12 protein-coding genes are annotated in these 14,070 nt (G+C 65.0%); 7 read left to right on the top strand and 5 right to left on the bottom strand.

Annotated features, from left to right (window positions below; all coding sequences use genetic code 11):
* Positions 1-119: 119 nt before the first annotated feature.
* The 5 genes from ACVOLZ_RS21090 to metK form a co-directional block, all read right to left on the bottom strand.
* The gene (locus tag ACVOLZ_RS21090; protein WP_481517840.1) at positions 120-1,022 is read right to left on the bottom strand and encodes a phosphatidate cytidylyltransferase; all 903 of its coding nucleotides are present in this window, start codon (positions 1,020-1,022) and stop codon (positions 120-122) included.
* A 77-nt stretch (positions 1,023-1,099) separates the two neighbouring features.
* Positions 1,100-1,693, bottom strand: a complete 594-nt coding sequence (locus ACVOLZ_RS21095; RefSeq protein WP_481517830.1) for a lysophospholipid acyltransferase family protein — start codon at positions 1,691-1,693, stop codon at positions 1,100-1,102.
* Entirely contained in the window at positions 1,693-2,316 is a 624-nt protein-coding gene (locus ACVOLZ_RS21100; RefSeq protein WP_481517831.1) for a CDP-alcohol phosphatidyltransferase family protein, read from the bottom strand. Before ACVOLZ_RS21100 ends, ACVOLZ_RS21095 begins: the two co-directional genes overlap by 1 nt.
* 596 nt (positions 2,317-2,912) lie before the next feature.
* Complete coding sequence (locus ACVOLZ_RS21105; RefSeq protein ID WP_481517832.1) at positions 2,913-4,127, bottom strand: DUF1444 domain-containing protein; 1,215 nt, start codon at positions 4,125-4,127, stop codon at positions 2,913-2,915.
* A gap of 129 nt (positions 4,128-4,256) precedes the next feature.
* Entirely contained in the window at positions 4,257-5,492 is a 1,236-nt protein-coding gene (gene metK, locus ACVOLZ_RS21110) for a methionine adenosyltransferase (protein ID WP_481517833.1), read from the bottom strand.
* Positions 5,493-5,686: 194 nt separating this feature from the next.
* Between metK and olsF the strand changes: the two genes are divergently transcribed.
* From olsF to ACVOLZ_RS21145, 7 genes are all read left to right on the top strand, one after another.
* The gene (gene olsF, locus ACVOLZ_RS21115) at positions 5,687-7,399 is read left to right on the top strand and encodes a bifunctional ornithine lipid synthase OlsF (protein ID WP_481517834.1); all 1,713 of its coding nucleotides are present in this window, start codon (positions 5,687-5,689) and stop codon (positions 7,397-7,399) included.
* Positions 7,396-8,199, top strand: coding sequence for a UDP-2,3-diacylglucosamine diphosphatase (locus tag ACVOLZ_RS21120; RefSeq protein WP_481517835.1), 804 nt, complete (start codon positions 7,396-7,398; stop codon positions 8,197-8,199). Before olsF ends, ACVOLZ_RS21120 begins: the two co-directional genes overlap by 4 nt.
* Before the next feature lie 66 nt (positions 8,200-8,265).
* Positions 8,266-9,651 carry a TolC family protein gene (locus ACVOLZ_RS21125; RefSeq protein WP_481517841.1) on the top strand — a complete coding sequence of 462 codons (1,386 nt, stop codon included), beginning with the start codon at positions 8,266-8,268 and terminating at the stop codon, positions 9,649-9,651.
* The gene (locus ACVOLZ_RS21130) at positions 9,648-10,658 is read left to right on the top strand and encodes an HlyD family secretion protein (protein WP_481517836.1); all 1,011 of its coding nucleotides are present in this window, start codon (positions 9,648-9,650) and stop codon (positions 10,656-10,658) included. Before ACVOLZ_RS21125 ends, ACVOLZ_RS21130 begins: the two co-directional genes overlap by 4 nt.
* Complete coding sequence (locus ACVOLZ_RS21135; protein WP_481517837.1) at positions 10,643-11,806, top strand: ABC transporter permease; 1,164 nt, start codon at positions 10,643-10,645, stop codon at positions 11,804-11,806. The genes ACVOLZ_RS21130 and ACVOLZ_RS21135 overlap by 16 nt, the downstream gene beginning before the upstream one ends.
* Entirely contained in the window at positions 11,803-12,915 is a 1,113-nt protein-coding gene (locus ACVOLZ_RS21140; RefSeq protein ID WP_481517838.1) for an ABC transporter permease, read from the top strand. Before ACVOLZ_RS21135 ends, ACVOLZ_RS21140 begins: the two co-directional genes overlap by 4 nt.
* 28 nt (positions 12,916-12,943) lie before the next feature.
* Positions 12,944-14,070 (top strand): metal-dependent hydrolase (locus ACVOLZ_RS21145; protein ID WP_481517839.1); only part of this gene is annotated, 1,127 nt, incomplete at its 3' end.

The raw sequence follows: 14,070 nt of genomic DNA on the forward strand, positions 1-14,070 counted from the left end.
CCCCGTCTGTGGGCCGGCTCCGCCTGCCTCCCCGTCCGCGCGCCGGGCCCTCCGCCCGGGCCGCCCCCGCGCCCCCCCCCCCCCCCCCCCCCCCCCCCCCCCCCCCCCCACTACAGGGCTTACTGGAAGTTGTAGCGCACCACGTGGAAGAACACCGGCGCCGAGAACACCACCGAATCCAAACGATCCAGGATGCCGCCATGGCCTTCGATCATCTCGCCCCAGTCCTTGGCACCGAGGCTGCGTTTCACCGCCGACAACGCCAAGCCACCAAGGAAGCCGCAGATCACGATCAGCAGCGACAAGGCTGCCGATTGCAGCGGTGAGAACGGGGTGATCCAGTACAGCGCGGCACCAACAGCGGTCGCTGCCAGGCCACCGCCAACCAGACCTTCAACCGTTTTCGAAGGGCTGACCAAGGGCGCAAGCAGGTGTTTGCCGAACAGCTTGCCGAACACGTACTGCAGCACGTCGCTCAGCTGTACCACCAGCAACAGGTAGAACAGCAACATCAGGTTCTGCCCCTCGTAGCAAGGAATGCGCAGCAGCATCAGTGCTGGCGCATGGCTGAGACAGAACACGGTGAGCATCACACCCCACTGGATCTTGGTGTTGCGCTCCAGGAAGTTCTCGGTATCACCGGACAGTGCCGATACCGCTGGCAAGGCAAGGAATCCGTACACCGGGATGCACATGACGAACAGGCCGTACCAGTCGATACCGATCAGCCAGTATTGCAGCGGGATGGCGATGTAGAAGCACAGGCATAGCGCCAGGTGGTCGCCGCGCCGCGTCGGTGTCAGCGAGATGAATTCACGCAGCGCAAAGAACGACAGCAGGCCGAAGAACACCAGCGTGGCGATCTTGCCGAGCACGAAGCAGAACAGCAGCACTGCGGCCATCACCCACCATGCACGGATGCGCGCGTTGAGGTTGTCGACCACCGAGCCGGGTTTTATCCGGCCAAGAATGAAGCCGATCGAGCTGGCGAGGATCAGCACACCAAACACGCCGCCAATCATCCACCAGAAGCTGGGCGGGGCACGGTCGATGGCCTGCTGCAGGAAGCTGCCCAGCGGGAGCTGTAGGAATACGTTGTTCATGCCAGCTCCACCACCGCGTTGCGCGCGCGTTCCAGAAACTGCGCCTTGTCTTCATCGGGAATGCGGGCCAACGGAGGCCCAAAGCGCGCGGTACATACCAGTGGCACCGGCACCATGCTGCCCTTGGGCAGCGCGCGGCGTGCGTTGTCCAGATACACCGGCACAAGTTCCACATGCGGGTACTGCTGGGCCAGATGGAACAGGCCGGCCTTGAACGGCTGCGGCAGCGGTTCGTGGTTGCGGGTGCCTTCCGGGAACAGAATCAGCGAATCACCGGCATCCAAGGCGTCATGCAGCGGTTGCAGTGGATCGCCTTCGCACTTGCTGCGGTCGCGTTCGATCAACACCGCATTGAAGCCTTTGTCCGCGATGACCTTGCGTGCGCCCTTGCTCCAGTAGTCGCGCGCGGCGACCGGGCGGGTGTGCTCGCGCAGGGCCGGTGGCAGTGCTGACCACAACGCAACCGTATCCAGGTGGCTGGAGTGGTTGGCGAAGTAGATGCGCTGGGTGTCGGTAGGGCGACTGCCAACCCAGCGCGGGTAGGCACCAATGAAAACCTTGACGGCGGCGACCAGCAGGCTTGAAAGCATCAGCTGCCTGCCTTGAGTCGCGCGGCGATGGCGCGGGTGCGGGTGATGCAGGTCAACAGCGAGCCGGCGGCGATGATGATGGCGGCGGCAGGCAGCACGTAATACGTGTGCGTGGTCAGTTGTTCGATGATCGCCAGCACGCAGGCCGCGGTGAGTACGAACATGCGATGCTGTTTGGCCATCGGCCCACGGAAGTCCTGAGCCAGGCCGAGACTGGCGCCGGACAGGCGTACATAGGCAGTGAGTGCAGCGAGCAGTGCACCCAGCCAACCCAGCCAGGGCATGCCAGCGGCATAGCCGAGCGCGACGATCAGCAGCGAGTCGGCGATGCGGTCCGGGTATTCGTTGTAAAGCACACCGGTTGGTGTCTGCTTGCCGCCTTCCATTGCCACCATGCCGTCGAGCAGGTTGCAGATAAGACGTAGCTGGATGCCGACAGCGCAGATGATAAGCCCGGTTATGCCAGGCCAGTACAACAGCGCAGCGGCGCCACCTGCAGCGAAGAAAATACTGAGTACCGAAATCTGGTTCGGTGTGATGGATGAGCGTGCCAACGCGGCGCTGAGGGCACGAGCCCAGCCGGTGGAACGGGCGGCAATTGGTCTACGGTCTTCCTTTCCCATGGGCCGATGGTAGTGCATTGCTCGTTATGGGGAACAGATCGGAGGGGACAAGGCAGCTGTGGTGGGCTTGTGGGAGGGCCTTGGGAACCACGCCGGGTATTGTTTTGGTTTTGGTTTTGGTTTTGGCTCCGGCTTCGGCTTCGGCTTCGGCTTCGGCTGTGGCTGTGGCTTGGGCTTGGGCTTGGGCTGCGGCTGCGGCTGTGGCTGTGGCTCTGGTTGTGGCTCTGGCTCTGTCTGTCCCTTCTCCCGCGTGCGGGAGAAGGTGCCCGGAGGGCGGATGAGGGGGCTGTTGGGTTTTCGCTTTTGTCTTTGCTAGATCAAGAGCCAAAGCTTCCCCTCATCCCAACCCTTCTCCCGCAGGCGGGAGAAGGGCTAAAGCAGCAGCCCAAGCAGCAGCTCAAGCAGCAGCCAAAGCAGCAGCCAAAGCAGCAGCCAAAGCAACAGCCAAAGCAACAGCCCAAGCAACATCCAAAGCAACAGCCCAAGCAACATCCAAAGCAACAGCCCAAAGCTAGTTCAATAGCTCAAACCAACACAAAAATCCGTCCTCGCATGCAGGCTTCTTTGCTCGAACACTCTCAGCGCAGGAAACCGGCTCAAAGCGCCTGCAGTCGCGCGCGCGTCGCTGCATCGGGGAAGCCAAGCGTGAGGTAGCGCGGCGGGTGGATATGCCGACTGTCTTCACGCAACAAGTGGCCGAGAATGGGTTGCGCTTGTTGCCAATCAACGATCATGGTCTCGGCTTCCTCACCATCGACAGGCATCACCAGCACCAGGCGATCGGTGCGCGGCAGTGAGCTGGCTACGCCATCAGTCCAGGCGCATAGCGAATGCTGCTGCTCGTTGTGGACCATGAAAGTGGCAACAAACACATCTTCCTCATGCTTCTGGTGCACGCGCTCCAATAGCTGCTTCTGCAGCGCATATGCATCGGTGTCGAGTTCCAGTCGCAGTTGCCGCTGGCGTTCGCGCAGCCCAGCATCCGCCAGCTCGTGCGAATGCAACTGACCGTCGTCGTAGCGCAGCACTTCCCAGGAAATCACACGCCCATCGGAAAACGCATTGGCGGCCAACTCCAACATCTGCGCCTGCCCTTGCAGGTCGCCTTCGCCGGTGACCAGCAAGACGTCACGGGAAGCCAGCATGAACACCGGCAGCCCGGCGACCGGTACCCGATGCAGCAGGTCGGGTAACAGGGCGCGGCTGCTGTCATAGGCGTCGCCCCATGCGGCCTGATAGACGCCGGGTGCTACCTCGACGAAGGGCTCATCGGGGCTTTCACGCAGATTGCTGCGGGCAATCGCCAAGGCCTGATCGAAATTCACACCCCAGGCTTCTTCAGGGCCGCGGGTCAAGGTGGCGGTGTGGTCCGGGTGGTCTACTGCCAGCAGCTCCACGCACTCCTCGCTCAGGCGCCGGTACTGAAGCTGCATTGGCGACGCATCCCAGCCATCCTGCTCGGCATGGTGCAGGCTGATTTCCTCAAGCTGGGTGATGCTGCGGATCAATGGGCGCAGCAGCGGCCGGGTCTGCTCCCAACTCATTGCTTCATCTTTTTCGTGGACGCCAAGCAAGCGGCTGAAGGCCAGCAATGCCTTGCGTTGCTGCCCGCGCGGGGCACCGAGATAGGCGTGGTAGGCGTTGTGCAGATTGAAGTAGGAGCCGTTGGCATGGCGGACGCGGAAGGTGTCCGCCTCATAGTCCAGTTCATGCGGATAGCCATTGCTGCGCACCGCGTCCATGAACTTGTGGGCAAACCGGTCCGGGTCGGGCTTGTCCTTGAAGAGATTGCCGAAAAATGCTGAAAACATGCCAACGCTCCCTGTGTATGCGGCGCTATCGTGTGCGGGCGCGCTGGTGCTTGGCAAGGGTGGTTGTACAAAAAGCAGACGGGCCGCTTGCGCGACCCGTCCGGGTAGTGCTTTTACCTGCTGCCGAACTTACTTCAGCTTTGCAGCCTTGCGCAGGGCTTCGGCACGGTCGGTGTTTTCCCAGGAGAACGCAGTCGCGTTCTGGGTCTTGCCGTCGCCGTCGACGTACGAGAATTCCTTCGGCTTGCGGCCGAAGTGGCCGTAAGCAGCGGTCTGCTGGTACATCGGGTGGATCAGGTCCAGCATCTTGATGATGCCGTACGGACGCAGGTCGAAGTGGGCGCGGATCAGCTTCTCGATCTGTGCGTCCGAAATCTTGCCGGTGCCGAAGGTGGTGACCGAGATCGAGGTCGGCTCGGCCACGCCGATGGCGTAGGAGACCTGCACTTCGCACTTGTCAGCCAGGCCAGCAGCAACCACGTTCTTGGCGACGTAACGGGCAGCGTAAGCGGCCGAACGGTCAACCTTGGACGGGTCCTTGCCAGAGAACGCGCCACCGCCGTGACGGGCCATGCCGCCGTAGGTGTCGACGATGATCTTGCGACCGGTCAGGCCGCAATCGCCGACCGGGCCGCCGATCACGAAGATGCCGGTCGGGTTGATGTGCACCTTGTTCTTCGGCAGCTTGTCCAGCCATGCCTTCGGCAGCACCGGCTTGAGGATGTGCTCGCGCACGGCCTCGACCAGGTCCTTCTGCTTCACGCCCGGATCGTGCTGGGTCGACAGCACAACGGCGTCAAGACCTTCGATCTTGCCGTCCTGGCCGTAACGCAGGGTCACCTGGCTCTTGGCGTCCGGGCGCAGCCACGGCAACGGCGAGTTCTTCTTCTTGCGGACCTTGGCCTGCTGCTCGACCAGACGGTGCGAGTAGTAGATCGGCGCCGGCATGAATTCCGGGGCTTCATTGCAGGCATAGCCGAACATCAGGCCCTGGTCACCAGCGCCTTGCTCTTCCGGCTTCTTGGCCTTCTTGTTGGTGCCGTCAACGCCGGCAGCAATGTCGGGCGACTGCTTGCCCAGCATGTTGATGATGGCGCAGGTGTGGCCGTCGAAGCCGACGTTGGAGTTGTCGTAGCCGATTTCGTTGATGACGTTGCGGGTCAGTTCTTCGATATCGACCCACGCCGAGGTGGTCACTTCGCCGGCGACAATTGCCGCACCGGTCTTGACCAGGGTTTCGCAGGCCACGCGGGCGCGTTTGTCCTGGGTCAGGATCGCGTCCAGCACCGCATCGGAGATCTGGTCGGCAATCTTGTCCGGATGGCCTTCGGAGACCGATTCGGAGGTGAACAGGTAGCTGGACATCGGGCTATATATCCCTTGATTCGGATGGAAAGATGGGCGCGCATCATACACGGTCGGCACCTTGACGGAATAGTGCCGAAGTGTCTGTTGCCATCCGGTTAAGCCACGGTCACCGGATTGCCGCAAAACCGCAACCGGCCTGCCTTGTGGCGGGCGCAGGCTCCCGGCCAATGGGCCGACAGGGAGACCTTGCCATGCAACAGATCGCGCAGCGCCTGCAGCAACGCTATCCCGATTGGTTCCACGGCCCGCGCCGACACTTGGCGAAGCCGCTATTGCGTACAGTGGGACGCTGGTCACGTTTCGACCAGCTGGACGCCTTCCTGCGGCGTAGCCAAGGCCTGCAGGGCTTCGCCTTCGTCAGCGCCGCGCTGGGCTTCCTCGACGCCGGCTACGCGATAGATGCGGCGGCGCTGGCGCGGATACCGGCCAGCGGCCGCCTGCTGGTCGTCGCCAACCACCCGTCCGGGGCGCTGGATGCGCTGGCCTTGCTGGACGCGGTGGGCCGGGTCCGCAACGACGTCCGCATCATCGCCAACGACATGCTGCTGGAACTGGAGCCGCTGCACGAACTGTTGTTGCCGGTGCGCATCCTCGGTGGCCGCGCGCAGCGGGCCAGCCTGCAGGCAGTGGAGCAGGCGCTGCAGGCCGAGCAGTGCGTGATCGTATTCCCGGCCGGTGAGGTCTCGAGGCTGTCGCTGCAGGGCATCCGCGACGGTCGTTGGAACCGTGGCTTCGTCCGTTTCGCCCGCGCCTGCGACACGCCGGTGCTGCCGGTACGGGTGCAGGCGCGCAATTCGGCGCTGTTCTACGGCGCCTCGGCGCTGTTCAAGCCGGCCGGCACCGCCTTGCTGGCGCGGGAGATGTTCGCTCGCCGCAAGCGACCGTTGCGCCTGCAGATCGGCCAGCTGATGCGGCTGGATGCGCAACAGGACCCGGCATGGCAGCTGCAGGCGGTGCGTGAGGCGCTGTACGCGCTGGGCAAGGAGCAGCAGGGCGCCGAGCTGCAGGAGAGCAGCCCGCAGCCTTTGGCCGAACCGATTGCCGCCGCCCAGGTCGCCGCCGCGATCGAGGCGACGGAACTGCTGGGCCAGACCAGCGACGGCAAGCAGATCCGGCTGGCCCAGTGCGCGGCCAACTCGCCCTTGCTGCTGGAGCTGGGCCGTCTGCGTGAGCTGACCTTCCGCGAAGTGGGCGAGGGCACCGGCCGCAGCCGTGACCTTGACGATTTCGACCCGCTCTACCAGCACATCGTGGTCTGGGACGCGCCGGCCCAGCGCATTGCCGGTGCCTACCGGGTGATGCGCGGGGCACCGGCCTTGGCGCGCAGTGGCCTGCAGGGCCTATACACCGCCAGTCTGTTCCGTTATTCGGACGATGCCATCCCACGCATCGCCGAGGGCATGGAGTTGGGCCGCAGCTTCGTGGTGCCCGAGTACTGGGGCAGCCGCAGCCTGGACTATCTGTGGCAGGGCATCGGCGCCTACCTCGCCAGCCAGCCGGGCGTGCGCTATCTGTTTGGCGCGGTGTCGATCAGCGCTGCGCTGCCACGCGAGGCGCGCGAGCAGCTGGTGGCCTATTACCAGCAGTACTACGGCGCTGGCCGCAGCCTGGCCGAGTCGAACCGGCCCTTCCAGTACTTCGCCGCGCCGCCGAGTTTCGGTGAGCTGGATACGCAGGCCGCGTTCGATGTGCTCAAGGCCAACCTGGCGACGCTGGGTACCAGCGTGCCGACCTTGTACCGGCAATACACCGATCTGTGCGAGCCAGGCGGCGCGCGCTTCCTCGCGTTCGGTGTCGATCCGGATTTCAGCGATTCCATCGATGGCCTGATCGAGGTGGACCTGCAGGCCATCCGCCCGCACAAGCGCAAACGCTATCTGCGCGATGCCGGAGCGCTGGCATGAGCGCGGTGCCGGTGCTGCCGCCGCACCGGCGTGCGGTGTTCATCTCCGACACGCATCTGGGCGCGCGCCATTGCCATGCGGCGGAACTGGCGCGCTTCCTCGGCAGCCTGCGCTGTGAGCGTCTGTATCTGGTCGGTGACATCGTCGATCTGTGGTGGCTTTCCCATAAGCGTGCGACCTGGCAGCAGGCGCATAACGAGGTGATCGAGGCCTTGCACGCGCTGCGTCGTGCCGGCACCGAGATCATCTACATCCCCGGCAACCACGATGCACCACTGCGCCGCACCTGCGGCCTGATGCTTCCTGCCATGCAGGTGCGTCGTCGCGCCATCCACACCACCGTCGATGGCCGCCGCCTGCTGGTGGTTCATGGCGATGACTACGACGGTGCCACTCACTTTGGTGGCCTGCAGGAACGCTTCGGTGACTGGCTGTATTACCGCATCCTCACCGGCAACCGTCTGCTCAATGCCGCGCGGCGTAGGCTTGGTCTGCGCTATTGGTCGCTGTCGGAATTCCTCAAGCGGCAGAGCGGGGCGGCCGAGCGTTACATCGAACGCTTCGTGCAGGCTGGTCTGGCCGACGTACGCCGGCGTGGGTTGGACGGCATCATCTGCGGGCATATCCATCGCGCCGCCTTGGTCGAACGCGATGGCCTGGTCTACGCCAATGACGGCGACTGGGTGGAAAGCCTGACCGCGTTGGCTGAGGACCCGGATGGCAGCCTGCGCCTGCTCGATCATTCCGGCCGCAGCCTGGCCTGCCTGCCGGGCGCCGTGAGGTTGGCGCAGGCAGCCTGATTGCCCGGCTGACTTCTTCCTCACTCGATGGGCGGCTATGCTGGGGCCAGCCAACGAGAAGGGAGCATCGGGGTGGCAGGCAAGCAACCAGCATCGGTCGCGATAGGGTTGTGTGTGCTGTGGATGCTGCTGGCGCCGCCGGCAGCGGCCGCCGAAGTGGTGCCTGCGTTGAGTTACGAGCAGGCGCGGCAGCGCTTGGAGCAGGTCTCCGATGCGCTCGCCGCCGCCGATGCCGGGGTGCGTAACAAGCTGGACCTGCAGGATGCCAGCCGCTATCTGCGGCTGCCGGAAATCACTGCCGACGTGCGCCGCATGCAGTTCCAGAAGACCTTGAACCTGCCGCTGGGTTCACTGGCGCCGGTTGCCGCGGCGTTTGGCATCGAGTCGCCGCTGGAATTCGCCGAGCGTGACTGGCGCACGCGTCCAATTGTTACTGCCAGCGTGCCCTTGTACAGCGGTGGCCTGATCCCGGCCGCGCAAGGGGCGGCACAAGCCGCCAGCGAGCTTGCCCAGGCCGATCGTGAGTTGCAGCGGCAGTCGCTGTCATTGCAGTTGGTGCAGGCCTACTTCGGCCAGCAGTTGGCCGAGCAGGCGCTGCAGGTGCGGCGTGATGTGCGCGATGGACTGCAGCGACACCTTGAGGACGCGCAGAAACTCGAGCGCGAGGGCTTCGCTACCAAGGCGCAGCGCTTGCAGGCCAATGTCGCCCGCGACAAGGCCGAACGCGAATATCAGAAGGCGGTCAACGATCTGTCTACTCTGCAACAGGCCTTGGCGACTTTGCTGCGCAGCGGTGGCACGGTTGCGACTACCTCGCCGCTGTTCGTGATCAATGGCCCGGTCGGTGCGCGTGAGGAGTTCGAGCGCAGTGCCCAGCAGCGGCATCCGCAGGTTGGTAGGCTGCGTGCGCTTACCGCGCAGGCCGAGCAGGGTGTGCGTGCGCAGCAGGCCAAGCTCAAGCCGCAGATCTATCTGTTCGGCCAATACGACCTGCGCCGTCGCGATGCATTGCTGACCGACGCCGACTGGGCATTCGGCATCGGCCTGCGCTACACCTTCCTGTCGCCGACGGCGCGGCCGCTGCAGGTCAGCGCTGCGCGCGCGCAGCTGGAGCAGGCGCAGTCGGGCCTGAGCGAAGTGGAGAACCAGCTGCAGCTTGGCGTCGGCAAGGCCTGGAACGAGCTGGAGACCGCCCGCGTGCAGTTCCAGCTGCTGGACAGCAGCATCGCCCAGGCGCAGGAAAACCTGCGCCTGCAGGAGCTGTCGTTCCGTGAAGGCCAGTCCACTTCGCTGGATGTGATCGACGCGCGGCTCGGCCTGGGCGGTGCACAGGTGGAGCGTGCACAGGCCGCCTATCAATTCGATGTGGCGCTGGCGCAGCTGCTGGAAGTGAGCGGGCAGCTGCAACGTTTTGACGACTACCGCCAACGCGCGGACAAGGTGCTGGAATGAGCGATTCGCTGCAGGTGGAGACCAGTCCGCGGCAACGCCGCGTGTTCCTGATTGCCGGCGTGGTGCTACTGGTGCTGGTGGCGGTCGGTCTGTGGCTGGGCCTGCGCAGCCCGCCGGACCAGGTGCAGGGCATGGCCGATGCCGACAACGTCAACGTCGCCGCCAAGGTCACCGCGCGCCTGCAGCAGTTGCATGTGCGCGAAGGCGACCGGGTCAAGGCCGGGCAGGTGCTGTTCGATCTCGACAGCCCTGAAGTCGCCGCCAAGGAGCGCCAGGCCGACGCGGTGGTGGCTGCGGCTGCGGCGATGGCATCCAAGGCCGAGGAGGGCGCACGCAGCGAGGATATCCGCGCCGCCGAAGCCAACTGGAAGCGCGCACAGGCCGGCGCCGAACTGGCGACCAGTACCTTCCGCAGGCTCGACAATCTTTACGCCGAGGGCGTGGTAAGCCGGCAGAAGCGCGACGAAGCACAGGCGCAGGCGCGCAGTGCCAACGAACTGACCCGCGCTGCCCGCGCGCAGTACGACCTTGCCCTTGCCGGTGCACGGGTGCAGGACAAGGATGCGGCACTGGCACAGGTGCGGCAGGCCGAGGGTGCCAAGGCCGAGGTGGATGCGGCCCGCCAGGAAACCCAGGGCCGCGCGCCGCTGGCCGGCGAGGTCGGCAAGCGCATGGCCGATATCGGCGAGCTGGTGCCGGCCGGCTATCCGGTTTTCACCTTGGTCGACATCGACCACATGTGGGTGGCGCTGAACCTGCGCGAGGACCAGATGAACGGGCTCAAGCCCGGCGCCCGTCTAAAGGGCACGATTCCGGCGCTGCAGGACCGCAGTGCGGCGTTCGAGGTCTACTTCATCAATCCGGCCGGTGACTACGCCACCTGGCGCAGCACCCGCCAGTCGTCCGGCTATGACGTGCGCAGTTTCGAAGTGCGGGCACGGCCGCAGCAGCCGATCGAAGGATTCCGGCCGGGCATGAGCGTGCTGTTTGCATGGCCGCAGGACTGACACCGGGCAAGGCCTTCGCCGCCTCGCTGCGGCGCGAGTTGCAGCACTGGCGCAGCGACCGTTGGGAGCTGGCGCTGGTGACGCTGCTGCCAGTGCTGTTGATGGCGCTGATGATGTGGTTGTTCTCCGGCTCGGTGCTGCGGCAGGTGCCGATCGCTGTGGTTGACCTGGACCACAGCCCGACCAGCCGTGGCCTGGCGCGCGCCATCGACGACAGCCCCGGCGTGCAGGTGGCAAGCCAGCCGGCGTCGCTGCAGCAGGCCCAGGCACAGCTGCGTGCGCTGGATGTGTTTGCGATCGTGCTGATACCGCGCGACCTGAGCCGGCGCGCGCTGCGTGGCGAAACGGTGCCGGTCTACGCCTTCTACAACGCCACCTACATGGCCACCGGGCAATCGGCCGGGCGCGATATCGCCGATGCGGTGAGCGCCTACAACGCGCGCATGCTCAAAGAGCAGATTGCGCTGCAGGTTGGCCCGGCAAAACTGCGTGGGCCGCCGGTGACGGTGCAGGCGACGGTGCTGTACAACCCGGCGCGCAGCTATGAATTGTTCCTGCTGCCGCTGATCTTTCCGGCCATGCTGTCCTTGCTGGCTGCGCTTACCGCCGGTGCCGCGTTTGGTCGCGAGCAGCGCGACGGTTTGCTTGGTAGTTGGCTGCAGCAGCGGCCGTGGGCCGCGATGGCGGGCAAGCTGTTTCCGTATGTCGCGCTGTTCTCGCTGTATGGCGCGCTGGGCGTGCTGTACCTGGCCTATGTGCGCGGTGACGGCATGGCTGGCAGTCTGTGGTTGATGCTGTTGGCGCAGCCGCTGTTCTATCTGGCCTGCTGCAGTTTTGCGCTGCTGTTCATCGCCGTGACCCGCGACATGTGCACCGGGCTGTCGGCGGTGGGTCTGACGATTGGCACCGCGCTGGCGTTTTCCGGTGCCACCTTTCCGGTGATCGAGGCACCGTTGTTCACCCGCATCTGGAACATGTTGCTGCCGCTAACCGCCTACGTGCAGGTGCAGATGCAGCAGTTGTTCATGGGGGCGCCCTGGCAGGTATCGCTGCGGCCGCTGACGGTACTGCTGTTGATGACGGTGCTGGCCGGTGGGCTGGGTGCGGGCCTGCTGCTGCGTGCGGCCCGCCAGCAGGCGCGCGCATGAGTGGTTTCGTCGCCAGCTTCCGCATCACCCTGCAGGCGATGTTTGCCGACCCGGCGGCGCGCGCGGTGATGATAGGCGCGGTGCTGCTGTACTCGTTCTTCTACCCGGCGGCGTATCGCCATCAGGTGGCCAGTGATCTGCCAATCGCGGTGGTGGATGCCGACCACAGCGCCACCAGCCGCGAGCTGATCCGGCATGTGGATGCGCTGCTCGCGGTGCGGGTTGTCAGCCAGCCAGCAGACCTTGGTCAGGCCAAGCAACAGCTGTTGAATGGCGAGGTGGATGGCATCGTGTTGATCCCGCAGCGGCTGGAACGCGACATCCTGCGCGGCGGCAGTGGGCAACTGGTGTTGCTGGGCAACGGCGCCTACCTGAGCCGGGCCAGCGCCATCCTCAATGGTCTGGCCGAAGGCATCACCGGCTTTGGTCGCCAGCAGGCGCTGCGCCAGGCGGCCTTCATGGGCGCACCACAGGCAGCGCCGCTGCAGTTGGTGCAGCGGCCGCTGTACAACACCCGCGAAGGCTATGGCAGCAGCGTGGTCCCGGGGGTATCGGAATTGATCGTGCACCAGACCCTGCTGCTCGGCATCGGTGTATTGCTGGGTAGCCGCCGCGCGCAGCTGGGCCGGCGATTGCAGTTCGACCTGCCGACCTTGTCGGGGATGGCCGTTGCGTTCACTGTGGTGGCGGTGTGCGGGCTGCTGTACTACGTCGGCTTCACTGCCTGGGCGCAGGACTATCCGCGTGGCGGCAATATCCCGGGAATGCTGTTGGCGGTGCTGCTGTTCGCGCTGGCAACGGTGCCATTCGGGATGTTCATCGCCAGCTTCTTCGATACCCGCGAGCGTGCCTTCCAATATGTCACCGCGGTGTCGATCCCACTGTTTTTCCTGTCCAACCTGTCGTGGCCGGCCATCGCCTCGCCGCCAGCGCTGGTGGCGCTGGCCAAGTTGCTGCCGACCACTGCCGGCATCAATGCCATCGTCCGCACCCAGCAGTTGGGTGCGCGGCTGCCTGAGATCAGTGGCGAGCTGCTCAACCTGCTGTTGCTGGCGCTGCTGTACGGCGGCCTGATGCTGTGGCGATTGCATGGCCGGCAGCAGCGCTGAGCGTAGCGTTGGCTGCTAGCATCGGCGCATGGATTCCCTCAGTCAGATCGTTCTCGGTGGCGCCATCGCCGCCGCCATCACCCCCGCCGCGCATCGGCGCGCCGCCTTGCTTGCCGGTGCCGCATTGGCAACGCTGCCGGATCTGGACGGCTTGGCGATCATGGCCTTCACCGACAACCCGGTGAGCCTGATGACGGTGCACCGCAGCTTCAGCCATTCGCTGTTCGTGCTGCCCTTGCTCGGCACCTTGATCTGGTGGTTGTACAAGCGCTTCGGTCATGGCCGGGTTGCACAGGCGCCAGTGCGCTGGTGGTGGGCGATCGTGCTTGCGTTGGTGACGCATCCGCTGCTGGATGCCTTCACCGTTTACGGCACGCAGCTGTGGTGGCCGCTGACGCCGCCACCGACCATGTGGTCCAGCGTCTTCATCATCGACCCGCTGTATACGATCTGGTTGTTGATTGGCTGCAGCATTGCCTGGTTCGCACGCGCTCGGCCATTGGCGCAACGCGCGCTGGTGGCCGGATTGGTGTTGAGCAGCGGTTATCTGGGCTGGTCGTTGATCGCCAAGGCGCAGGTGGACCGGGTGGCCGCGCAGTCACTGGCGCATATGGGCCTGGTCGATGCGCCGCGCTTCTCGGTGCCGATGCCGTTCAACACCTTGCTGTGGCGGGTGGTGGCGATGACCCCGCAGGGCTATGTGGTCGGTGATCGCTCGCTGTGGGCCGATCACGGGCCGATGCAGTTCCAGGGTTACCCGTCGAATGTGCAGGCGCTGCGACAGGCCGCCGATGTACCTGCGGTGCAGCGACTGAACTGGTTCAATCACGGCTTCATGCGCGCGCAGGTGGTGGACGGCGAACTGGTGCTCAGCGATCTGCGTATGGGCCTGGAACCGGACTACAACTTCAACTTCGCCGTCGCCAGCGAACGCGATGGCCAGTGGCAGGCGATGCCGCCACGGCAGGTGCAGCCCGCATATCGGCAGGCAGGTAATCGCGATGTATTGAAGCAGCGCTTGGCGCAGATGTGGCAGCGCATCTGGCGGGCGCCGGGATCAACCCGCGCCCCCGCAAAACAGGAGACTGTGGGGCGGGGCGGCCCGACGGGATATAATAACACCCCCGTGGGGGGGTTGTGGCACGGGGTGGAATA

The sequence above is a fragment of the Stenotrophomonas sp. STEN020 genome (genome assembly GCF_056760195.1).